General features: G+C 67.0%; 20 protein-coding genes and 9 pseudogenes. 16 read left to right on the forward strand and 13 right to left on the reverse strand.

The window, feature by feature from the left end; genetic code table 11:
- The first annotated feature begins 50 nt into the window (after positions 1 to 50).
- Positions 51 to 785 carry a hypothetical protein gene (locus OG819_RS47920; protein WP_266637819.1) on the forward strand — a complete coding sequence of 245 codons (735 nt, stop codon included), beginning with the start codon at positions 51 to 53 and terminating at the stop codon, positions 783 to 785.
- Between the two features lie 151 nt (positions 786 to 936).
- On the opposite strand, the pseudogene OG819_RS47925 reads toward OG819_RS47920, so the two are convergent.
- The 3 genes and pseudogenes from OG819_RS47925 to OG819_RS47935 all read right to left on the reverse strand — a co-directional run.
- Positions 937 to 1122, reverse strand: a pseudogene (locus tag OG819_RS47925) (RNA polymerase subunit sigma-24); the annotation flags it as partial.
- A 16-nt stretch (positions 1123 to 1138) separates the two neighbouring features.
- Positions 1139 to 1282: pseudogene (locus tag OG819_RS47930) on the reverse strand (IS5/IS1182 family transposase); the annotation flags it as partial.
- Positions 1248 to 1799 carry a hypothetical protein gene (locus OG819_RS47935; protein WP_266637821.1) on the reverse strand — a complete coding sequence of 184 codons (552 nt, stop codon included), beginning with the start codon at positions 1797 to 1799 and terminating at the stop codon, positions 1248 to 1250. The pseudogene OG819_RS47930 and the gene OG819_RS47935, both read right to left, overlap by 35 nt.
- A gap of 223 nt (positions 1800 to 2022) precedes the next feature.
- Here OG819_RS47935 and OG819_RS47940 point away from each other — a divergent pair, with 223 nt between their 5' ends.
- From OG819_RS47940 to OG819_RS47950, 3 genes and pseudogenes are all read left to right on the forward strand, one after another.
- A complete protein-coding gene (locus OG819_RS47940; RefSeq protein WP_266637823.1) occupies positions 2023 to 2346 on the forward strand; it encodes a DUF6193 family natural product biosynthesis protein in 324 nt (107 codons plus the stop codon).
- Positions 2337 to 2444, forward strand: a pseudogene (locus OG819_RS47945) (transposase); the annotation flags it as partial. The gene OG819_RS47940 and the pseudogene OG819_RS47945, both read left to right, overlap by 10 nt.
- Positions 2445 to 2499: 55 nt before the next feature.
- Positions 2500 to 3462 (forward strand): annotated as a pseudogene (locus OG819_RS47950) (ISAzo13 family transposase); the annotation flags it as partial.
- 16 nt (positions 3463 to 3478) lie between these two features.
- Here OG819_RS47950 and OG819_RS47955 read toward each other — a convergent pair.
- The gene (locus OG819_RS47955) at positions 3479 to 4825 is read right to left on the reverse strand and encodes an IS4 family transposase (RefSeq protein WP_266655997.1); all 1347 of its coding nucleotides are present in this window, start codon (positions 4823 to 4825) and stop codon (positions 3479 to 3481) included.
- Positions 4826 to 4907: 82 nt separating this feature from the next.
- Here OG819_RS47955 and OG819_RS47960 point away from each other — a divergent pair.
- Both OG819_RS47960 and OG819_RS47965 read left to right on the forward strand, forming a co-directional pair.
- A pseudogene (locus tag OG819_RS47960) lies at positions 4908 to 5174 on the forward strand (ISAzo13 family transposase); the annotation flags it as partial.
- An 886-nt stretch (positions 5175 to 6060) separates the two neighbouring features.
- Positions 6061 to 6561, forward strand: a pseudogene (locus OG819_RS47965) (transposase); the annotation flags it as partial.
- A gap of 111 nt (positions 6562 to 6672) precedes the next feature.
- On the opposite strand, the gene OG819_RS47970 reads toward OG819_RS47965, so the two are convergent.
- The gene (locus OG819_RS47970) at positions 6673 to 8205 is read right to left on the reverse strand and encodes a MauE/DoxX family redox-associated membrane protein (protein WP_266655999.1); all 1533 of its coding nucleotides are present in this window, start codon (positions 8203 to 8205) and stop codon (positions 6673 to 6675) included.
- Between the two features lie 307 nt (positions 8206 to 8512).
- Here OG819_RS47970 and OG819_RS47975 point away from each other — a divergent pair, with 307 nt between their 5' ends.
- The 3 genes from OG819_RS47975 (at position 8513) to OG819_RS47985 (ending at position 11274) form a co-directional block, all read left to right on the forward strand.
- Positions 8513 to 8953: a GntR family transcriptional regulator gene (locus OG819_RS47975; RefSeq protein WP_266637831.1), complete on the forward strand. Its 441-nt coding sequence runs from the start codon at positions 8513 to 8515 to the stop codon at positions 8951 to 8953.
- Positions 8950 to 10053 carry a DUF1648 domain-containing protein gene (locus tag OG819_RS47980; protein WP_266637834.1) on the forward strand — a complete coding sequence of 368 codons (1104 nt, stop codon included), beginning with the start codon at positions 8950 to 8952 and terminating at the stop codon, positions 10051 to 10053. The genes OG819_RS47975 and OG819_RS47980 overlap by 4 nt, the downstream gene beginning before the upstream one ends.
- Positions 10054 to 10176: 123 nt before the next feature.
- Positions 10177 to 11274 carry a S9 family peptidase gene (locus OG819_RS47985; RefSeq protein WP_266637836.1) on the forward strand — a complete coding sequence of 366 codons (1098 nt, stop codon included), beginning with the start codon at positions 10177 to 10179 and terminating at the stop codon, positions 11272 to 11274.
- Positions 11275 to 11768: 494 nt separating this feature from the next.
- Here OG819_RS47985 and OG819_RS47990 read toward each other — a convergent pair whose 3' ends face one another.
- Positions 11769 to 12095, reverse strand: coding sequence for a hypothetical protein (locus OG819_RS47990; protein WP_266656001.1), 327 nt, complete (start codon positions 12093 to 12095; stop codon positions 11769 to 11771).
- 366 nt (positions 12096 to 12461) lie between these two features.
- Between OG819_RS47990 and OG819_RS47995 the strand changes: the two genes are divergently transcribed.
- On the forward strand, positions 12462 to 13295 hold the full coding sequence (locus OG819_RS47995) for an IS5 family transposase (protein WP_266626983.1): 834 nt from the start codon (positions 12462 to 12464) through the stop codon (positions 13293 to 13295).
- On the opposite strand, the gene OG819_RS48000 is transcribed toward OG819_RS47995, so the two are convergent.
- From OG819_RS48000 to OG819_RS48010, 3 genes are all read right to left on the reverse strand, one after another.
- Positions 13255 to 13782, reverse strand: coding sequence for a hypothetical protein (locus tag OG819_RS48000; protein ID WP_266656003.1), 528 nt, complete (start codon positions 13780 to 13782; stop codon positions 13255 to 13257). The genes OG819_RS47995 and OG819_RS48000 overlap by 41 nt on opposite strands.
- Positions 13783 to 13983: 201 nt before the next feature.
- Positions 13984 to 14259 (reverse strand): hypothetical protein, encoded by a 276-nt coding sequence (locus OG819_RS48005; RefSeq protein WP_266656005.1) that lies wholly within the window; start codon positions 14257 to 14259, stop codon positions 13984 to 13986.
- Positions 14260 to 14435: 176 nt separating this feature from the next.
- Positions 14436 to 14672: a hypothetical protein gene (locus OG819_RS48010; protein WP_266656007.1), complete on the reverse strand. Its 237-nt coding sequence runs from the start codon at positions 14670 to 14672 to the stop codon at positions 14436 to 14438.
- Between the two features lie 66 nt (positions 14673 to 14738).
- Between OG819_RS48010 and OG819_RS48015 the strand changes: the two genes are divergently transcribed.
- Both OG819_RS48015 and OG819_RS48020 read left to right on the forward strand, forming a co-directional pair.
- The gene (locus tag OG819_RS48015) at positions 14739 to 15569 is read left to right on the forward strand and encodes an IS5 family transposase (RefSeq protein ID WP_266653077.1); all 831 of its coding nucleotides are present in this window, start codon (positions 14739 to 14741) and stop codon (positions 15567 to 15569) included.
- Positions 15566 to 15988 (forward strand): hypothetical protein, encoded by a 423-nt coding sequence (locus OG819_RS48020; RefSeq protein WP_212726660.1) that lies wholly within the window; start codon positions 15566 to 15568, stop codon positions 15986 to 15988. The genes OG819_RS48015 and OG819_RS48020 overlap by 4 nt, the downstream gene beginning before the upstream one ends.
- 92 nt (positions 15989 to 16080) lie before the next feature.
- Here OG819_RS48020 and OG819_RS48025 read toward each other — a convergent pair.
- Positions 16081 to 16509 (reverse strand): annotated as a pseudogene (locus tag OG819_RS48025) (histidine phosphatase family protein); the annotation flags it as partial.
- Positions 16510 to 16583: 74 nt separating this feature from the next.
- Positions 16584 to 16841: pseudogene (locus OG819_RS48030) on the reverse strand (ATP-binding protein); the annotation flags it as partial.
- A 32-nt stretch (positions 16842 to 16873) separates the two neighbouring features.
- On the opposite strand from OG819_RS48030, the pseudogene OG819_RS48035 reads away from it, so the two are divergent.
- The 3 genes and pseudogenes from OG819_RS48035 to OG819_RS48045 all read left to right on the forward strand — a co-directional run.
- Positions 16874 to 17125: pseudogene (locus OG819_RS48035) on the forward strand (ATP-binding protein); the annotation flags it as partial.
- Positions 17126 to 17703: 578 nt separating this feature from the next.
- Entirely contained in the window at positions 17704 to 18246 is a 543-nt protein-coding gene (locus tag OG819_RS48040) for a hypothetical protein (RefSeq protein ID WP_266637849.1), read from the forward strand.
- Between the two features lie 112 nt (positions 18247 to 18358).
- Entirely contained in the window at positions 18359 to 18874 is a 516-nt protein-coding gene (locus OG819_RS48045) for a Fic family protein (protein WP_266637851.1), read from the forward strand.
- Positions 18875 to 19104: 230 nt separating this feature from the next.
- On the opposite strand, the gene OG819_RS48050 is transcribed toward OG819_RS48045, so the two are convergent.
- Complete coding sequence (locus OG819_RS48050; RefSeq protein ID WP_168504283.1) at positions 19105 to 19518, reverse strand: hypothetical protein; 414 nt, start codon at positions 19516 to 19518, stop codon at positions 19105 to 19107.
- A gap of 132 nt (positions 19519 to 19650) precedes the next feature.
- Positions 19651 to 20154 (reverse strand): hypothetical protein, encoded by a 504-nt coding sequence (locus OG819_RS48055; protein WP_168504281.1) that lies wholly within the window; start codon positions 20152 to 20154, stop codon positions 19651 to 19653.
- Between the two features lie 250 nt (positions 20155 to 20404).
- Here OG819_RS48055 and OG819_RS48060 point away from each other — a divergent pair, with 250 nt between their 5' ends.
- Positions 20405 to 21022 (forward strand): hypothetical protein, encoded by a 618-nt coding sequence (locus tag OG819_RS48060; RefSeq protein WP_266637858.1) that lies wholly within the window; start codon positions 20405 to 20407, stop codon positions 21020 to 21022.
- The last annotated feature ends 926 nt before the right edge of the window (positions 21023 to 21948 follow it).

Genomic DNA, 21948 nt, shown 5'->3' on the forward strand with positions numbered 1-21948 from the left:
GTATCGGTGCCCGTTCGAAGGGGCGGGCACCGCCGAGGACAATCATCGTCATGAATGACGGTACGGGTGATGCCGAGAGCCGCCTGGCGCGGATCGAGCGGCTGCTGGAGAGCGGCGAGCGTGAGGTGGCGCCCGCGTGGCGGCGGGCGACGCGGGGTGAGCCGCGCTGGGCGGTGACCGCGGTGATCCTGGTGGCGGTCGCGCTGCAGTGGATGCTGCCGCACCAGCTCGCCTTCCATCCGTACTGGGCATTGCCGGCCCTGGAGTTGGTGCTGCTGGCCGGTCTGGTCGCGGCGAATCCCCAGCGGGTCGAACCCCGCACCCAGTGGCTGCGGTGGTGGGGGCTGGCTCTGACCGGTGTAATCAGTCTGGCCAACGGCTGGTCGGCGGTCCGGCTGGTGGCGGGTCTGGTCAACGGCACCGCGGCAACGGAGGCCGGGCCGCTGCTGCTGACCGGCGGCGGTATCTGGCTGACGAACGTCATCGTGTTCGCCCTGTGGTACTGGGAGTGGGACCGCGGCGGCCCGATGGCACGGGTCCGCGGCCAGAGCCAGTACGCCGACTTCCTCTTCGTACAGATGCAGAGCCCGCAGACCGCACCGCCGGACTGGGAGCCGGCGTTCCTGGACTACCTGTATCTGTCGTTCACCAACTCCACCGCCTTCAGCCCGACCGACGTGATGCCGCTGTCGCGGTGGGCCAAGATGCTGATGATGCTGCAGTCCTCGGTCTCCCTGGTGACGGTGGTGCTGGTGGTCGCCCGGGCCGTCAACATCCTCAAATGACAAGGCCGCGTGGCCATGTGCGGGCGGGTGGCGGCCGGTGCGTGTGTGCCGTGCAGGGGCGGCGCGCCATGGTTCGGGCCGATCCGGGCACGCCACGGGGGGCGATCGGTTCAGGCGGACAGGACGAGCCGGTCTGCGCCGCGCACCGGGGTCAGTTCATCCGCCGGCGGGCCTGCTTCACCTCGCGGTCGACGGCCCAGGCATCGGCGACCGGCCCGAGGTGGCCGAGCTTGTCGGGATTGATCACCGTGAGGATGGTCTGGATCTGCCCGTCGAGCACGTCCAAGGCCAGGGTGTGGAGCACCTTGCCGTCCCGGTCCCGGAAGACCGCGCCCGGCGATCTTCCCCGCGGGCAGGGCCCGCCACCGCGATCCGATCTTCTTGCAGTGGCCGCGTATCACGGTGGCGAGGTAGTTCAGAGTGGCGCTCGACAGCGGCAGGCGGGCGGTGTAGACAAGGCCGTCAGGGCCCTCGACGGGGCTGGTGTTGTTCCTCACAAAACACGTCAACTGCCGTCGGGGGCCCGCAGGTTACGCCCCGACGTACCGTGCCGGTGTGGCTACCGGCGTGCGGTGAACGTCCGTCGGGCCGTTTGTGCAGCCAGCCACGATCGGCGAGCTTGGTCATCTTCGCCCGCAGTGGTTCCAGCTTCCCGCGCACTGCCACTTCCAGCCCGAGTTCCTCACCCACCGCCCTGACCTGCACCGGGTCGTCAGCGACCCGTACGATCGCCAGGATCTCGCGGTAATCGCCGGGCAGCGCGGCCTCATCGGGCTCCTCGCCGCGGTGCGGGATCAGCAGGACCGCTTGCCCCGCCACCCGGGCGGGCGCCGGGGATGCGGCCACGGCGGTTTCCCCCTCGGCCCGGTCCTGCTCGGCCAGCCGGTTCAAGACCCGCTCGGCGACCAGCAGTTCCTCCCGTTCGGCCTGGACCTCCTGCAACTGCTTGGTCAACTCGTCGGTGAACCCATCCAGTTCGCTCCGGCGAGCGGTGATCCGCTCCAGGTCTCCCATACCCTGCACCCTCTCGCAATCTCACCGCGTACTGCTCCGGTCACGGATCGTAGGAGCGGCGCCGTGACGAACGCAGCGGAACCCGAGAACCGCCTCAGCCGACAGGGCAGACGATCTTCACCATGGACACCCGCCGCCGACCAGCACGAGCACGACAACCCGCCCGCACACCAGCCCACCTCACCTGCACATTTCACGATGCATGGGCCTCAATGGTCGGGACATGACGAACTTGGGTGGCGACGGCGAGCACGATGGGGAATGGCAGAGAACTCTGAACGCCTGGCGGCCGCCGCATCAGCCTGGGGACTGGGCCAGTCCTGCATTGTGGAACTTGCTGGAGTTGGCTGCGGAGGAGCCGGCGCTGCGCAGGCTGTTTCCGTGGACGAGCATGAACGAGCTGCATGTGTCGGCGACGGGTGACTTCCGTGACTACTCCACGGAGCCGTTCCCGGCGATCGCTGCGTCGACCGGCCGCTTTCTTGTGATGACGCATCCGTGGGGACTGGACCATGTGGTGCTGAAGACCACGAACCCCGCAGCCTGAGCGGTGTCCAGCTGGTCATCTCCGACGCCCACGCCGGCCTCGTCGACGTCGTCGGCGCAGTGCTGCCCGGCGCCTCCTGGCAGCGATGCCGCACCCACTGAAGCCGTAAAGAATCAAGGTGCTGCTTTACAGGTGCGGGCTCGTTGTCAGGGTATGGCGGTTCCGGAGGATATCTGTTCCCAACTTCAGTGCAGGTTCTCGGTGTTATTGCCGCATCTGAACGAGCGGCAGCGGCGTCTGGCCTTGGCTACCGAGGCCCGGCTGATCGGGCATGGCGGCGTACGGGCGGTGGCGAGGATCGCGCAGGTCAGCGAGACGACCGTGCGTCGTGGAGTGTTGGAGCTGGAAGCGGGGGCCGGGCCGCTGCCGGGCGGCCGGGTGCGTGCGCCAGGCGGGGGCCGCAAGCGGACCGAAGCCAACGATCCCGCCTTGCTCAAAGCCTTGTTGGGCCTGGTCGAGCCGGACGAGCGGGGGGATCCGATGTCGCCGCTGCGGTGGACGACGAAGTCGCTGCGGAACCTGGCCGAGGAGCTGACCCGGCAGGGGCACCCGGTGTCCGCGCCGACGGTGGGGCGGCTGCTCAAGCAAGAGGGCTTCAGTCTGCAGGCGAATGTGAAGACCCTTGAGGGCTCCCAACATCCCGACCGGGATGCCCAGTTCCGCTACATCAACGAGCAGGTGAAACAGCACCAGGGCGACGGCGAGCCGGTGATCAGCGTGGACACGAAGAAGCGGGAGCAGATCGGACGGCTGCCGATGGCCGGCCGGGAGTGGCGGCCCAAGGGCGAGCCGGTCGAGGTGGAGGACCACCACTTCTTCTTCAGCGGCCCGGATGTTCAGCAGGCGATCCCGTACGGGATCTACGACATCGCCCGCAACACCGGCTGGGTCAACGTGGGTGTCGATCACGACACTTCAGTCTTCGCGGTCGAGTCCATCCGCCGCTGGTGGCGCTGTCGCGGCAGCCTCGACTACCCGAAGGCGTCACGGCTGCTGATCACCTCGGACGCGGGCGGCTCCAACGGCTACCGCTACCGGGTCTGGAAGAGCGAACTGGCTGCCCTGGCAGCCGAGACCGGACTGACAATCACGGTGTGTCACTTTCCTCCAGGCACACAATGCCGTTGCTTGATTACTGGACTATCGCGGTGTGCAGCGTGATGGCCTTGGCTGTGATCCGCCGTGTCGGTTGCCGGTCCCGGGTGTTGATCCGGTAGGAGAGCTTCGAGGAGTACTTCGAGTCCGGCCGTTTGAGGTGCCGGTCCGCCTCGCGCAGGCGCCTGGCGCCGTTGTCGAGCTTCCGGCGCACCTTCGCCGCCAGCACGGCCAGGAACTTCTTGATCTTCTTGGGCGTATCCGCGCACTGTCGGACCACGCTGCGCCGCGTGTGCTTGAGGACCTTGACGAACGAGACCCGGTCCGGGTTGATGCCGTTGTCGTCGGCCAGACACATGATGACCCGCGTGAGGCAGTGGTGCACGACCAGGTGCGCCCAGACCTCCTGCCGCACCAGATCCGGGTCTCCCGAGCGCAGGACCTCGACCGGCCCGCGCTGGAACGTCTTGATCTGCCGGAACGCCGACTCCGCCTCCCACCTGGCATGGTAGAGCTCTGCCAACTCCGCCGCCGGATACGCAACCGGGTCCAACAGATCGGTCAACAGCCTGACCACCTCGCCGCCGTCGACGCGGTACTCGATCACCCGGACCAGCACCCCGCCAGGATGCGCGCCCTTCTGCCCGCCCAGGTTCATCCTCCCCAGGTAGGTCCCGTCGGGCACATACTCAACCGGCCGGTGCGCCACCGGCGAGCGAGCCCGGATCAGCAGATGGGCCCCGAATCCGAGATAGGCCTTCCATAACTCGACCCCGGGGAAGCCCCGGTCCATGATGACGAGCATCTTGCTCGCCGAGGTCGCCAGAGTGATCGCCAACTCCCGCTCACCGCCGTTGAATCCGCCCACCGCCGCGTCGATCTGCGCGTGCGTGCCACACTCGGTCAGTGTCACCACCCGCACTTGAGGGAACCCCGCCGGCTGGCCGTTCTTGACCGGCCCACCGAACGCGGCACGGTTGGCTGGTGTGTCCGGCGCGTCCAGCACGAACCCGTCCACCGCGGCCAGCCGCATCCCGCGGTAGAAGGAGCCCTCCAGGCCGACGGGGGCCAACGGGTCGGCCAGCTCGCGGAAGACGGCCTCCAGGACCAGCGGTCCCAGACGCCTGCGCGCCCGCGTGAACGAGGACTTGTTCGGGATGCTCCCGCTCAACTCCCTGATACTGCCCACCAGTTGCTCCGCCGCATCGTCATAGGAGTCCTGTTGGAACAGCGCCAAGGCAAGCGTGAAGTAGACCATGAACCCGGCCGGCAGCGCGCCGGGCTTCTTGTCCCGGACCCGGCACTTCTCCAGCACCTCGGCGACCAGTTCCGGAGTCACCCACCGGGTCACCACCCCCAGTCGCACATGGTCGGACAACCCCACCCAAGGATGCATGCCGGGCCCAACGACCGCGCTCCTCCGGCGTCACTGCGAACTGCTTGACGAGTTCAAGCAACGGCATTGTCCAGGCACAAGTAAATGGAACAAAATCGAGCACCGGCTGTTCTCCCACATCACCCACAGCTGGCGCGGCAGGCCGTTGACCAGCCATGAAGTCGTCATTGAGACGATCGCCGCCACTCGCACCCGGGCCGGTCTGCGCGTCGAGGCCCATCTGGATCCCGGCGACTACCCCACCGGCATCGCGATCAGCAATGACCGCTTCGCCGCGCTGCCGCTAGTCCGGCATGAGGTTCACGGCCAGTGGAACTACACCCTGTTGCCCGAACCCTCCGCGCCACAGGTGTCGCCCGCCGGCGAGGCACACGGCGTCGCCGACCGCCGCCGCGAGCTTCTCACCCGTCTCGCGGACCCACGCCTGACCGGGCTGCGTGGCACGGAACTCGCGGACCTGTGCGCTGAGTTGGCCCCGCTGCAGGCCGCCCGGGCCCAGGAACGCTACAGCGAGCAGCGCGGCGGACGCGCCCGGCGCGCAACCGGAAATCAGCGGGCCAAGCCGCTGTTCGACGACGCCACCCGGGTGATGCTCACCCTCCTCTACCAGCGCCAGGTCTGCTCGATGAAGCTGCTGGGCGACATGCTGGAGGTGACCCCCACCTGCATCGGCCACCTCGTCGCCGAGACCCGCCGGGTCCTGGAGGACCACGGCCACCAGCCCGGTTACGCCCCCAACCGGTTCACCACGGCGCACACGCTGATGGCCTTCCTCGACACCGACAAAACCCCGCCGCGCACCCGGATCATGGAGAGCCTGTCCCATCCGCGGCTTACCGGCATGTCCCGCACGGAGCTGGATGCGCTCGCTCGCCGCCTCGCCCCACGCCAGGTTGCCCAGGTCGAACGTGCCTCCTACCAGCGCCGGGGCGCCGATCGCCAGCCGGGCAGCCGCGGCGGCGTCTTCCCGCAGAAGCTCGGCGACAGAGAACGCGTCGTCGTCGCCATCCTCTACCTGCGGAAACTGTGCACCCTGGACGTCCTCGCCGACGTGCTGGGGGACGTGAGCAGGTCCTCGATCGGGAACGTCGTCCGCGAGATCCGGCCCCTGCTTGCCGAAGGCGGACTTCTCCCACCTCCGGCCACCACCCGCTACCGCACCGCCACCGAACTCCTCGCCGCCGCGGATGAAGAAACCGACACGCCGACACGTTGATTCTTTACGGCTTCACTACGCCCGCTATCTGCTCAGCCAGGTTCCGAAATCGGCCCAGCCCTGGGTGGCCACGCTGCTGCGGACCGTCTTCGAACAGCCCGACACCGACGCCTTCCAGGCCCAGATGCGACACGTCCTGGACGCCCTGGAAGCCAAGTTCCCCAAAGCTGCAGCCCACTTGAACGCCGCCCAGCACGACCTGCTGGCGTTCACCGCCTTCCCTCGTGAGATCTGGCGGCAGATCTGGTCGAACAATCCGCAGGAACGGCTGAACACGGAGATCCGCCGGCGCACGGACGTGGTCGACATCTTCCCCGACCGCACCGCGTTGATCCGTCTGGTCGGCGCGGTGCTGGCCGAGCAGAACGACGAGTGGACCGAGAACCGCCGCTACATGGGACTCGACCTGCTGACCAAGGCCCGCCTCCACCCGATCGAGTCAGGAACCGACGAGACCGCCCTGCCCACCGAACTCACCGCATCGCCTCAAAACGAGATCACCGAGTAGCCGTCAATACACCACTCTCGCGGACGTGAACTAAGACCATGGCCCCAACGTCGTGCTTTAACCGGCAGGTCCACAGACTGCCCGACTCGCCGGAAGCTTAAGGGGCCATGATCACTCGCCCCAAAGCAGCTCCAGCCCGCTAGGCGGAAGGTCATCGTCGTCCGTGCCTGTCGGGCATGCTTTGGGGAGTGTGACTGATAGGCCGATGCTCTTCATCGCGGCTTGGAAGGGGACTCCGGGTGGTGTTGCCGCTGACCAAAGCACGGAGGTGCAGGTGCTGGTGTCGCAGTTTCCCCCGAATGTGAAAAAGTCGCCGCTCTCCACGGACTTGCAGCGGCACACAGCGTGGTTCGGGTTGCGCGGGTCGATTTCGCAGTCCACGTCCAGACAGTTTGCCCATTGTGCTGGGGATGTGCAGGTCATGGTGCGGGTATGGTGGTTCGTGTTTTGTGTCGAGAACGTCGATACCAATCTTTTGCCGACTGGTGCCCGTTCTGCACACGACTTATAGCCGTAGGAGTAGCCGTATTCCACCACGCAGCGGCAGATGAGGACGTTCGGGTCGCTCGGCGAGGGTTTGCAGGCGGCTTTAGTACACAGCGCGTAGCGCTGTTTGCAGAGCCATCCCCCAGCGAACTTCACTTGCTTTGGGCGCCAGTTCGCCCCGGTAACGCCGCGGGCCATCGCGCGCGTGGAGATGACGGCGGGTACCATCGTGGCCGAGGCGAACAACAGCGCGCGTCGTGCGATCGTTGATCTACCACGCGGTTGGAGTGCCCTGGTCACCAGGTCGGCGATCTCTGCTGACCCAGCTGCTGGCGTGGCGGCGAGGATCCGGTCGGTGTCGATCAGCATTGCGCTGGGTGTGGCGGTCAGACCGTAAGTGGTGAGCAGCATTCGGTCTTCGTCTACCAGTAGGTTCCGCAGCCCGTGCTCACGTGAGAAGGCAACGCTGTCTGCGGGGGGACCGCCGTTCACGATTGCGATGGTCAGCCGTTCTGCATAGGCCTGTTGCCACCGGGCCACCTGTGGCAGCAGTGCGTCGCACGCGCCGCACGCGTGATCAGTGAAGAGAAGCAGGAGTGGCTGATGCGCACCAGCAAACAGTTTGTCGAGAGTCCATACTTGTCCCGTTGCGTCAGGCAGTGAAAAGCCCGCTGTGACCATGCCCGGTCGCACTTTCCCGGATCGCTTGAGTCCCAGCACCACCCAACACGTCGCTGCGATGGTCCCTAGGCCCGTGAAGAACCATGGGGCACGCCCGTCGGTTGCGACGAATCCCGCCGTAGCTGCGAGGAGTCCGTTGCGTGCGAGCGTGGCCCACCCGACCGGCGTGGCGCGTAGCCCTCCGAAGCAGTGGCAATCGGGGGTCCGGCCGCGTGCGATGCTCACCACGATGGCCAGGCAGAACGTCAGCAACAGTCCGAGCGCTCCAAGCGCACCGATTCTTGCCCATGGGTTGACGATAAGGGCCAGGGCTGTGACGAACTCGTAGGAGATGAGAAGGTATCCAAGCGGCTTCCCCGTTCGAGCTGGCAGGCCGAAGCTTGCGATTGCGCGGGGCAGTCCCTCGCGGTCCATGAGTTTGGCCATCCCCGCGACCCCGAAGACCGCAGCCAACACCAGCTGTGCTGCCAGGACCATGCCCGCTCACTCCAATCGTTCTGGACGCCCTCCGGACGGAGCGCAGGCATCACGCACACATACCACGGCGCCCCGAACGACTCGTACCGCCTTGCGGGGCCGCGAACAACACTCCACAGGTCAGACTCACCCAGACGGCCGTGAGCCCGGTGGCCGATCGACATCAATGGCGTCCATTGAAGGTCCTCGGCAGGTGAGGCTTCGCCTGCCGGCGCCGTCCTTGTCACGTTCTTCACGCTCTCCCCGTTGCCCCCATACTTCCTTGTGTTCTATAAAAGCTATAACAGAGCAACAGTGGGAGCGAGACGTGATCCTCAGCCTCGACATGGACAGCGAGGTGCCGATCTACCAGCAGATCCGGGACCGCATCGTCGAGGCCATCGCCTCCGGTCAGCTCGTCGAAGGCAGCTCGCTGCCTTCGACGCGGCAACTCGCCGTAGATCTGGGCATCAACTTCCACACCGTGAACAAAGCGTACGACCTACTGCGACGCGAAGGACTGCTGCGGGTCAACCGCAAGAGCGGCGCCCTGGTGCAGCGCGACACCCGCAGCGGTCCGCCCGAACCGGGCTTCACCGCCGAGTGGGAGACGCGGCTTCGGACCCTGCTCGCCGAGGCGGTCGCCCATGGGACCGGCGACCCGGCGGTACTGGACAGCTGCCGCTCCGTCCTCAGCTCGTTCACGTCACTCGCTCCCTCTTCACGGCACGCGAACCCCAGTGCAGACCAAGGAGATTCAGCGTCATGAGCAGTGCAGACTTATTGGTCAACGTGTTCATGCCCGCCGTGCTTACGGGAGTGACGTGGTGGCTGCCGTCGCTGACCGGTCCGACCCTGCCCTTCGGGGTACGCAGCCCTGATGCGCGGGCGGACGCCCCAGAGATCGCCGTGCAGCGGAGACAGTACCGCCAGCAGGTCGCCGCGTCCGGTGCGGTGCTGATCATGGTTGGAGTCCTGGTGAGCTCCGTGTTCCGCTTCGGCATGCCTGGCGTCATCCCGCTGCTGACCGTTGCCGCCTACCTTGCAGCCTACGGACGGGCACGGGTGGCGGTCATGGCGGTCAAGCGGCGTGAGGACTGGTACGGCGGGCTGCGGCAGGGCGTGGTGGCGGACACGGCGCTGCGTACCGATCCGGAGCGCTTCCCCTGGATGTGGGCCGTCCCCGCGTTGCTCATTTGCATCGGTACGACGGTGGTGGGCGTCCTGCGCTATCCGTCACTGCCGGACCGCATTCCCGTGCACTTCACCGGCTCCGGCAGCGCTGACCGCTTCGCTGCCAGGTCGATCAGCAGCGCGTTCTTCCCGGTGTTCGCGCAGGCCGCGCTCACCGTGCTGCTCTTGGCGCTGACCTGGCTGTCCTTCCGGGCTCGTGCGGATCTCGATCCGGCGCGGCCGGCCGACTCCGCCCGCAGGCACCGCCGCTTCTCGGTTCGTACCGCCATCTCCCTTCTGCTGCTGGCGGCGTTCGCCAACCTTTCGTTGCTCGCCGGAGCGTGGGCTATGTGGCACGCGGGCCAGCGGGTGTCCCCGGCCCTGATCGTGCTGCCCATCCTGGCCGGGCTGGTCGTGGTGATCTGTATCGCTGTCCGCACCGGGCAGGGCGCTAGTCGACTGCCCACGCACGACGGCGCGGTGGCGGAGGAGAGCACCGGAATGGTGCGGCGCGACGATGACCAGTACTGGCGTCTGCTCGGCTCGGTATACGTCAACCGGGCCGATCCTGCGTTGCTTGTTCAAAAGCGGTTCGGCATCGGCTGGACCGTCAACTTCGGCAACCCGCGAGGTGTCGTGCTGCTGCTCGGGCTCATTCTGGCCCCAGCGCTCGTCGTGCCGCTCCTCGTCCACTGAGTGCGTCCGCCGACGAGTCATTGCTCAGGCGTCTGGCCAGGGCGTGTTACTCCGCACCCGGCAAACCACTATCCCCGGTCGTTTCACCCTCTCTCTCACAACTTCAGCTCATGAGGAGAACACATGCGTTTACGCACCCCCTGGCGCAGCAGGATGATCGCCGTGCTCATAGTGGCGGTCGCCGTCGTCACGGCCGGGCCGGTGTCAGGCACGACCTGGGCGTCCGCGGCACCCCGGGCCGCCCTCGTACCCGCCGTGGACCGTCAGGTCCACTTCACCGCGGACGGCACCACCGCGTACGGCACGCTGCACATACCCGCCCACCGCGCGGGCCGCAGGCTCGCCGCGGCGCTGCTGCTTCCCGGCAGCGGACCGACCGACCGCAACGGCGACGAGCCGCCCGGCTTCACGCCCCACACCCTGGCCCTCATGGCCGGCGTCCTCAGCGGTGATGGCGTGATGACCCTGCGTTTCGACAAGTACGGCACCGGGCGGACGGGCCTGGGCGGACGCACCAGCGCTCCCGTCATGGCCGCCTACACGCGGCAGGCCGTGGCCGCGTACAACACCCTGCGCGCCCAGGCTGAAGCCGACCCACACGCGATGCTGGTGGTCGGGCACAGTGAGGGCGGCCTGCAAGCACTGCTCGTCGACCGCGCCGTACAGCCGAAGCCCGCCGGGCTCGCGCTCATCGCCCCGCAGGACATGCGGCTGCTGGACCTGATCCGCCTCCAGTTGTCGGCCGAATTGAACCGGGCGGCCGCCGCAGGGCAACTCACCGCGAAGCAGGCGTGGTTGAACAACCACGGCGTGGCCAGGGCCATCGCGGACTTCCGCGCCCAGCGCCCGGTTGACACCTCGGGGCTGCTGCCGTCCCTCTCCTTGCTCCTTAAGAGCATGTTCGGACCGGTCAACGCGGATTTCGTCCGCAGCGACGACGCCCTCTACCCGCCGTCCGTCGCCCGAGGTATCGCGCACGGCACGCGTACGCTCGTCACCTGCGGCACCGAGGACACCAATGTGCCCTGCTGGACGATGCCTTCTCTGCTGTCGGCCCTTGCTGCCGCCCACACCACCGGCCCAGGACTGCGGGTCCTCCCTGGACTCGACCATCTCCTCCACCCCGTCGGCACGCCGGTCAACGATCCGGTGATCGCGCCAGCCGCGCAGCAGATCCTCCACGACTTCGTCCGTCCTTGGCGGCAGGTCCCACAGGGCTGAGGAACCCTCCTCCATACGTGCCTCGCCCCTCGCGGCTGTGCACCGCTCCCCGCACTGGGTCCACCGCGCCGACCACGACGTCGTCGACGCGGTGGACCCGCTCCGGCCGAGCTCGGAGATCACCACCGCCCGCTGCAACAAGCTCGTCGAGCGCCTGCGCGCGTACGAGCTGGGCCCCATCGCAACCTCGGCTTCACAGGTCTGGACGACGATCCGGACAACCCCATGGTCATCACCGGCTACAAGGCCGCCTGCACCAAGCCCCTCACCCCGGCGAAGAAGCAGGTCAACAAGCTGATCGCCTCCGTCCGTTCCATCTGCGAGCATATTTCGCGTACCTGAAGAAGTGGCGCATCCTCACCACGCTCCGCGTGCACGTGCGCCACGCAACCGCGCTCCGCGGACAGCCGCCCACATGAGCACCCGGAGACCGATCACAGCAGCCACTTGACCTGCGACTTCAGATGAATAGAGCCATCTTCGCCAGTTCGAAATCACGCCTGGGAGGTAACCTTCGCTCGCAGACGCTCGTACTCGGCGCCAGCAGATGGCTCGCCGTCAAAGTAGTCTTCCCAGAAGCCTGGGCGCTGCCACTCCTTTGGCGCCAGCGTCATCTGGCCGCCCTCAAGCCCTGCAACCCAGCAGTCCGGCATGCGGCTGCTGACCACAGTGAACATGGCGGCATCCCACAGCCCAGGAGAGTCCCGCGCCACCAAGACGTCGGGCCTCTCGGGGATCCGGAGCAGCACCCGGCTTGCGGTTGTGATGACCTCGAGGACCGGATACTCCGCGCCGACCCCGATCCCCGGGTGATCACTCACGACCTCTCAGCTCGTCGGGCTGATGATCTGAACGCACCGAACGATCATGCGGGCACTTTACGCGGGCACACGCGGACCCTGCGCTTGGCTTGACTTCAGAAGCCGTATTCCTATCGATCATGAGGACGGTTCTGTTCGAACAGGGTGCCTGGTCGGGTGATCTTGGCCGGGTGGATGCATGAGAACAGGGCCCCTTGGTAGCTCGGGGTTGCGACGCCACTCGAGTATCAGGAGGCCCTGTTGTTCCAGTCTTGCGTTTCCGCCCTCGTCCCGTCCAACTTCCGCGTGTCGGTGTGCGATTGCCTCGCTCACCGGTTCGGGAACGCGGCCGACCGGCCCGAGAGGGTACGGCGGTATCCGTCGGACATGACGGATGCGGAGTGGGCGGTGGTGCGTGACGCGCTGCCAGTGCCGGCGTGGCTGGAGGGCCGGGGCGGGCAGCCGGAGGGCTACTGTCACCGGCAGATGCTGGATGCGGTTTTCTACGTCACCGACAACGGGATCAAGTGGCGCTCGGTTCCTGCCGATTTCCCTGCTTGGGACCGCGTGTATGCCTTCTTCCGCAGGTGGAGGGAGAACGGCCTGGTCAAGGAGTTGCACGACCGGCTGCGCGGGAAGGTCCGTGAGGCCGAGGGCCGTCAGACGGAGCCGAGTGCGGCGATCATCGACTCGCAGTCGGTGAAGGGCGCCGCCTCGGTGCCGTCCGCCACGCGCGGCTACGACGGCGGGAAGAAGATCAACGGCAGGCGCAGGCACGTCATCACGGACTGCCTCGGCCTGCTGCTCATGGTGCTGGTGACCGCCGCGGACGTCACCGACCGGCAGGCCGCCCGCATCATGCTGCCCCGGCTGCGGGTGCGGTTTAGGAAGATCAGCCTGGTATGGGCCGACGGCGGCTACACGGGCGTCCTGGTCGATTGGGCGAAGGAGAAACTCCAGCTCACCCTGCAGATCGTCAAGCGGAGCGACGACATGAAGGGGTTCGTGGTACTGCCGAGACGGTGGGTGGTGGAACGAACTCTGGGATGGCTGTTGCGCACGAGGCGTCTGGCCCGGGACTACGAGACGCTACCCGCCAGCAGCGAAGCGTTCATCCACTTCTCGGCCACTATGCTCATGACCCGCCGCCTGGCTCGCACCACTGCCCACGGCCAGACGATCAGGACGCCGCGTCAGCAGCGGACGACACTCGCGGCATGAACCGGCCCGACGGCGAGGGGGTCAGCCAGCCCCGCTCAACGAGCCGCTTCGCCTTCGACCGCACCCCCTCGATCTTCGCCGGCACCAACTCGAGCCCGAGCCGGACCGTCATCTCCTTCGCCATCAACCCCTCCCCGCCATCCGGGAGTTCGGCCTCCAGCAGCTCCACGATCCGCCGGTAGTCCGGCGCGAGCGCCACCGCCGTCATCCCCTCCCGCCATCGCTGCACGACGGACCCGGAGACCGGAACCCTCGCCGCCCCGGCCGACGGCACCGGGGCCGCCGCCTCCTGGGCAGACGCATCCGCGGCAGCGCCCGGCGCGGCCAGGGCCTCGGCCAGCTCGACCCTGGCGATCACCCGACGCTCCAACACCGCCTCCGCCTCGGCAAGTTCCGCAAGAATCCGGTCCGCTTCCCCCTGAAGCTCCTCCGCCCGCACCCGGGCAGCCTTCTCACGTTCCTCCAGCAAACCCATCACCGATGTCACCGGTCATCTCCGCATCGCGAGAACGATCTGATCGCCCGAACTCTCCCGCAACGACGCCCGAACCATGCCTGAGCAGCGGAAACTCAACGATCACATCCGGAAAGACAACGGCTTCTCAGGACACACCAAACGCCAGATGTTCGGCCGGGCCGGCTTTCGTCTTCTCCGCAAGCGTGTCCTGCTCTACTCGTGATGCGCAGGTCAGACCGCATCATCAACGAGGCCGAAGTCTTCCGGGAACCCTTCCAGGAACTCCCGCCGAGCGGGGTCGGACTCGGCTTCGGCCATCGCCCCGAGCAGGTCGATCAGTTCGCTCCGCTGGTCGCTCGACAGCTTGCTGACCAGGTGAGCGACACCCTCCAGGACTTTGACGGAGTCGTCCGGATCCATCTGATCGTCTTCACTGCCCTCGATGAACCACAGGACGTCGACCAAAGCCTCGGCCAGGGCGTGGGTCAGAGACGAGTACACGGACATCAAGGGGACTCCCAGCAGATCACGGCAGCAGAGTCCGGCCATCCCACCACAACCCACTGACATCACACTCAGTCAGCCCTCCACGGAAAGTGAGCCAGAACCCGAGAAATGACGTCAGTGTGGGACGGCCCGCCGCCCGTGAGGGCGGCGGGCCGTCGAAGCGAGCCAGGCTGAGGTCAGCCAGCTTGTGCGGAGTCGAGATGAAGAGTGTCACCGAGGCTGACGACTTGGCGGTTGTGGAAGAAGTCGTCTTCGCGGAGCGTGGTGATGCTCCCGGAGGGGGCCCGGAAACTGGCATAGCCGGCCGACTCGATCGGCATCTTGATCCAGGACGCCACGACGAACGTCAGGGAGCCGCCATGCGTCACGATGATCTGAGAGTGCGGGATGTGGCGTTCCGTCGGTCTTGTCATCGCTCGATGGTGTGATGTTGGGGCATCGCTGGTGGTCAGGAGTTCGGGGTTCGCTTGAGTTGTGGCATGAGCATGCGCAAGCCGTACCCGAGTGATCTCACCGACGAGCAGTGGGAGCTCCTCGAACCCGTGATCACGGCATGGAAGGCCCGGCATCCGTCAGTCAGCGGGCATCAGGGGAAGTACGCGATGCGGGAGATCGTGAACGCCATCCTCTACCAGAACCGCACGGGTTGTCAGTGGGAGTTCCTGCCCCATGACATGCCCCCGCCCGGAGCGGTGAAGTACTACTTCTACCTCTGGCGCGACGAGGGCACCGACCAGGACATTCACGACCTGCTGCGCTGGCAGCTGCGGGAGAAGCGGAAACGATTAGCCGACCCGAGCCTGGTGGTCCTGGACACACAGAGCATCCACGCCGCCGTCGGCGTCCCGGCCACGACGACGGGCCGGGACGCCGCGAAAAGGGTGCCGGGCAGGAAGAGATGCCTGGCCGTGGACGTGCTGGGCCTCGTCATTGACTGCGTCGTCCTGCCCGCCTCCGCGCACGAGAACACCGCCGGCATCGCCCTGCTGGACGCTGTCACCGAGCAGTGCGACACGGTGAAAAAGGCCCTGGTCGACCAGGGCTTCAAGAAGAAGGTCGTCGAGCACGGCAAGAACGTGGGTATCGACGTCGAGATCGTCGAGCGCAACCCGGACGACAAGGGCTTCGTTCCACAGGCCAAACGGTGGATCGTGGAGCAGACGAACGGGATCCTAATGTTCTACCGCCGTCTCGTACGCGACTACGAACACCGCCCCGCCTCCTCCCGCTCCCGCGTTCTGTGGGCGATGGCCTCCGTCATGAGCCGTCGCCTCACCGGAGCCACCAGCGCCTCCTGGAGGACCGCATGAGCGAGAACCCGCAGGTCAAAGTCATCCTGGAACACATCGAGACCCGCGAACGCGAACTGGACGACCAGGCCGGGCAGTTCCGGGCCCGCATCGAAGAGCTCACCCGGCAGCTCGGCGAACTCGACGCGGAGAGCGAGAACCTGCGCATCACCCGCAAGACCCTCCTCACTCTCCCGCTGCCCTCACCCTCCACCGGGCCGGACCGCCCCGACATCCCGGACCACCCCGCCTACCAGCAGATCCTTACCGCCCTGACCGACGCGGGCCGGCCGATACGCGCCCGCGACCTCTGCCAGGCCCTCGACCTGCCGATCCTCCCGAAGAACACCGAAGGCATCCGCTGCAAACTGAAACGCCTGGTCAGCCGGGGCATCCTCATCGAACCCGAACCCGGCCTGTTCGCCTGCCCCGGCGCCTGAGGACCACCCCCCACCCGCGACCAGCGGTCCTTCCACAACCTCAACCACGAAACGGACAAGAGCCCACGTTCCGCACTCTGATGTTCGCAAGGGTTCTGCAGGATCTCGTCCGTTGCTGCGTAGATGCGTTGCGCCCACGCAGCCTTGGTCTCGGAACCCTGCACGCCCTCGTCGTGGTCCATGCGCTCCCCGACAGCCGGCGGTGGGACGAAGCGCCGGTCCAGCCACTCCTGCGGCTTTCCCCCCGCCTCACCGTAGGACTTCTCCCGCAGCCTGCGATCCACAATCGGCTTCACGCCGAACAGTTCGGCCACCTCCTCGGCCGTCCGCAGGGTGCGCTGCAGATCCGAGGAGAACAGCTCCACCTCGGCGCCGTCCGGGATCTGGGCCCGCAACGCCTGGGCGATGGAGACGGCCGCACGGACGCCAGCGGGCGTCAACTTCGAGTCATGCCATCCGCCGACGACTCCCTCGACGTGGTGCGTCGCCTCCGGATGGGTGACGACGTAAAGAGTGCGCATCAGTGCGTGCCTTCCTGTAGATAACGTCCTGCCGGATTGCAGTCCGCAACTATGGAAGAGACAGCTCAGAACCCTCAAGCGGGTTCTTCTGCCCGGGCTCGGGTGCTCGCGAGGCGGTAGGAGTCGGTGCCGGTCTCGATGATGGTGCCGTTGAAGGTCAGCCGGTCGACGATGGCCGCGCAGAGCCGAGGATCCGTGAACGTCTTGGTCCAGCCGCCGAAGGACTCATTGGAGGCGATGGCGACGCTGTTCTTTTCCTCGCGCTCGGTCAGCACCTGGAAGAGGAGCTCGGCGCCGTGGCGGTCCAGTTCCATGTAGCCGAGTTCGTCGATCTATGCGGATATCCGCATAGGTCGACGAGGTCGACTACATCCCGTTCGAGGCCGAGGCCGCGAACCTGTTCTTCCAGCTCGTCTCGAACAGATACGAGAGAGCCAGCGTGATCGTCACCTCGAACAAGCCTTTCGGACGCTGGGGAGAGACCTTCGGCGACGAGACCGTCGCCGCCGCCATGATCGACCGACTCGTCCACCACGCCGAGGTCCACTCCCTCAAAGGCGAGTCCTACCGCATGAAGGGCCGCGAACTCGGCCGCGTCCCCACCGCCACCGACTGACCACACCGAGGCCGCACAGTGCCGTTGCCGACATGCGGCGGGCGGTCACGGTAATCATCGTAAGGGCGGCCCTTGGCCCAACGTAGCGGGAAGCCTGGCGCCGTACGGTGGGCACGTCGCCAGGCTCTCGCCGCAGTTCGACTACATCAACTTCCTGGGCCGCTACGCATTCTTCCGACCGCAGGAGGCCGGGCGCCGGCCGCTGCGCGAACCATCGGTCGGTGACGACGAGAGCGGGCTATAGGTTCTGCACGGATGGCCGCACTGGGGTGCGGCCCGGAAAACCGTTCGCAATCCGAGGGGCTTCGAGCCGACACTGACGGGTCGATCACATCAGACAGGAAGAGTGGCCAGCGCTGACGTACAACCGTGACACCCTGCCCTTCCCCGAGAACCGTGTTCCCCCCATCACCTACGAGGGCATTCGGAACTGGGATGAACTTGACCCGGCCCGGCACCCGTTCGCCTGGGACAAGAGCGAGGAAGCCCACCTCCGCTCGCTGGTCCGAGAGTGGGTGCCACCCGTGCTCTCCGGTATGGCCGGCTGGTGGCAGGGCGAACACTGGTGTGAAAGCCAGGTGGACGCAATCATCCGGGAGCGATACGGCACCTGGGCCTGGGGATGGAGCTGGTGCTACCGCGACGGCGGGCCCATCGGTAACTGGATCAGCGGAGCAAGCTCGGTGACGACCCCCGACGAGACCGCAGCACGCGTCATAGCCGCGCTGTTGGAGTGGCGGGAGTGGTTGGAGCGCACAACTCAGCGCTTCGCCGAACTGGCGCCGCCGTCGGACGCCTCACCCGAGGACCGCAGCTGGCACCTGGAGCGGGCCTGCGTCCGGCTCGTGACCCACACGCTGGACTCGGGCGCGGAGGGCGGCTGGCACGGCCAGGCCTCGATCGTCCTGGGCTGGTTCCTCACCAGCACCGGCATGGACCGAGCCGAAGCCGCGCGAGCGGTGGAGAGCGCGATCGGCGGCCGGTTCAAGAGCTGGGTCACCCCGGAACGGACACTGATCGAATCCGTCGGCGAGGACCTCGCCGTTGGCCTCACCGGCCACGCCCCGTACCGGGACCACCGTGAGAGGGCGGCTTTGGAGGATCTCCATGACCGCTACTGACAGCCTTTCGGTCTGGCTGCGCGTGCGCCGTGAGGCCGACTGGCAACACGCACCAGTCCTACGGCGGGTTCCGCCTGCGAGCGACGGGTTCCGGACTTGGTGCGAAGGGCCAGTGCGCCGACGCGACCCCGTTCGTGCCCAGCGTCTGCTCGCTGCCCACACCTTGGCCCGAGCCGATGCCGCACACGGCATCCCGCTGAACTTCGCCCTGCTGGCCGGCTGGCAGCGAGAGATCCTCGCTGAAGCAGAGGCACCGTTCCGCGTGAACGTCGCCTATGCGAAGGCCGGCCGCGAGCGCTACGGCCTGACCCCGCGTACCCAGGCCGACTTTGCTTCCTGCCTGCGCGAGGCGACCGACCCAGACATCCCGCTGGCGGCACGCGCGGCCCGCGCATACCTTGACGTGGCGTTCTTCCACCCCTTCACCGATGGCAACGCCCGCGCTGCCCTGCTGACCTTGGTCCACATCCTGGCCCGGGAGGACATCGTCCTTCCTGAGGTCGGCCCACTCCAGACCACCCGCTACGCGGATGACCCGGCCGGTGCCGCCGACCTTGCCACTCTCATCGGGGTGCTCAACCGCCGCCGACACTGCAGCGTTCGGGCGAGAGCACCGACAAACTTGTAGAGGTCGCGGCCGATCAGTACCGCGCCCGCCCCGCCGGAGCCGGTGTACTTCCTCGGATCCTCCCCGCGCGGGCAGGGGTGAGCCAGCGTAAGTTCGTCAGCTCGAACGGCTCAGCCCGTCCTCCCCTCGGAGGCGGAGGTGAGCCGAACAGTGATCACATGATGAGGATCTTTGAAAACGGCTCTGACCGCGGTTCCGTGAATTTCCAGGTTCGACGACCCGACCGTTGGTCAGATCGGGGGCTGCGTGTCGGAGGATTCACGTGCTGGGCGCCCGGCTCGTACGAAGTCGATGTATTCGTCTTGTGCCAGGCCGGTGTTGACCCATCGGCCACTGACCGCCCCCGCGCGACCCGCAGCCTCGGCTAGGGCGGTCAGCGGGTCGTCCGCAGTGGTGACCAGGCGACCGAACTCTTCCTCTTCGTCGTCCAGGTCGAGCGGTGGGAACTCGACGAGGTCCATGAAGCCCGGATGGCCGACATCCTGGGCGGTGTGGAGGAAGACCTCGTAACGTCCGGAAGCTGGTCTGACCTCGACCCAGCGGACACCAGGCCGTTCGGGCGAGCCGGTGGGGCCCAGAAACTGCTCGACGGACCGACCTCGCCTCAGTGCTCCAACGGCGAAGGCGTCTAACAAATAGCGCATCTGTGCACCGTAGAGGATGGTCTCGTGCTGTCTGAAGCCGACCAGGGCAAAGGGCCAGGCACGGGTGAAATCCGGCTCCTGAGGATCCGAATCCTCACCCGGCTTCGAGTCGGCTCGCCCTTCGACCAGCCGTCAGAGCCGGCCGCTGATCTGCCGAGAGAGCCCCTCGAAGAACTCCTGAAGACTGGCCGCGGCAAGGTCGAACTGATCGAACCACGAGGCGGTGGTCGACCTCCAGACCCGCCCGGAGCCCGCCAGTGCGAACAGGTGCCCGCCCCCGTCGCTGGCGAATACCAGGGCGGGCTCTTCCCCGTCGATCTGGATGGCCCCGTACTCGCGGAAGTGGTCCGCGACCAGCAAGGCCGGGTGGACGAAGTAGCCGTTCTCCACATCGGGCAAGGAGACCTCGTCGATCACCCAGTACATCGTGGTCAGGTCCGAGGGAATCGGCGTCAGCTCCACGAGCACGTCGGTGGCCTGATGGCTCGCCTCCGAAGCGTGCACGACCACGTTGCTTCCCGGCTCGAAGCCAAACCGTGCCTGGAACGACTCCATCAGCTTCGCGAGCGCCGCACCCGCCTGCTCACACCAGCCGCGAAGCCACTCGGCATCAAGCCGTTCGTCAGCCACGGTCACCCCCTCTTTCCTCCACCTAGGGCCCGCCCACGCGAGTCCGGAAGAACCTACATGAGCGTTCACGCCGATCCGGTCAGAGCCTTGAAATCGGCCACCTCCTGCTCGGGGGTGCCCCCAAACCTGCTCGATGGATCTCCCCACGTGGAAAGGCCATCGGACGGGCGCGAGGCGCACTTCTGAAGTGGGCGTATTTCGTTTGCCGCGCAGCGTAACGGCCACATAGGGTCACCGCGTCCCAGGAGGTGAGGCCGTGACCACGTACGGCACGATCTTGATTCCCGTGCCGCTCGAACAGGCGGCCCCCGTCCTGCGCGAGGTCTGCACGGCCGGCTATGCGACCCCCGCCGGGCCGAGATTCTGCCTCGCCCATCCGGACCGGTTCGTCGACGGCAATGGTGTCTTCGCGCTCGCCGGGCCGATCAGCGCCGAGTTGGGCGTCCCGGTGCTGGCGGCCTTCCAGTACGACGGTGACCGACTGGAGTTGGAGGTCTGGCGGGACGGAGTTCGCGCCCACCGCTACGACTCCTGGCCGGACCGGGGCGATGAGAGCGCCAACGACGCACCCTTGGGCGCGGATCCCGCTGCGTTCCTGGACTTCGCCACCGGGCCCGTGGACAGCCACCGCTTGGCCTCCGCGCTCGCGGACACCCCGATCGACGCGGAGGACATGGACGTCGACGGCGAGCCGGGGTACGTCTGGGCCCAGGCCCTGCACTGGGACGTGCTGCGTGCGCTCAGTCACCCGGACCAGGTGATCCGCCGCGCGCAGTGGGACTACTGCCACATGTGCGGCGCGCCGCAGGCGCTCGCGGAGGTGCTGGGCAGCACCGAACTCGTTGTTCTGGGCACGGCCGATCGGCCGTTCTGAAGCCCGACCCGCGCTCTGGAAGAGTTCTCACGAGGCAGCACGGCACATGGCGTCTGCCGGAGGTTTCGTCTCGCGCACTCCACGAGCGGGCGGCCCCGGTCGACAACGCGCCCGGCGCTCGCTGGAACTCCCCACTTCGTTGAACACCGGATCGAGTGGCGCGACGCGCGTACCTGGCCGTTCTCAAGGCTCTGTCCGCAGTTCCGTGAATGATCTCGCGGGTGCAGCGGCAGTCACGTGCAGCGTGTGTACCGGATTGGCGGGTCATGCAGGCGTCAGTGGATCTTCGCGTCCGAGCATCTCGGCGAGGGGAGTCCCGGTTCGTGCTGCCGCGATTCGACGTGCTCGCAACTGGGCCCGGGTACGAGGGCGGAACTTGGGTTCCCTGCCGCAGCCGCAGGGTTCGCGGCCCTCGTAACGCAGTCCCGCGTCCAGCACCGCAGCCACGACGGTCCACGCCTTCGTGTCTTGGCGCCGTGGTGCCGCAAAGTCGTGGCCAGCACAGAGCATGGGCTCGGCGCATCGGTTGCATCGGTGTCCGCCAGGCCCGGGGTGCTGCTTGAACGCGACGCGGCAGGGCACGCACACGTAATGCAGTTTGTAGGGCCGCTCGGCGTAGTAACACACGAGACGAACGTACCCGGCAGCCTGTCGGCTGACGAGGCGGTTTTCATGCCGCAGTTCATGCCTGGGTGAGGATGCGGGCTCGCAGGAGTTCGAACGAGGCTCGGCCATACATCGCCCTCTTGAGTGTTTTCACCCGGTTCACGTGCCCCTCGACGACGCCGGAACTCCAGGCGAGGGTAAGGCCGGCGGTGACGGCGTCGAGGTCCTGGCGAAGGAAGCCTGGCAAAGCCTTGCATGGGCTTGGGGCCGCCCTGTTCGGCCTGGCGAATCCACTCCAGGCGGCCAGTTGTCCTCTCCGC

The organism is Streptomyces sp. NBC_01549, from assembly GCF_026339955.1.
Lineage (GTDB): Bacteria > Actinomycetota > Actinomycetes > Streptomycetales > Streptomycetaceae > Streptomyces.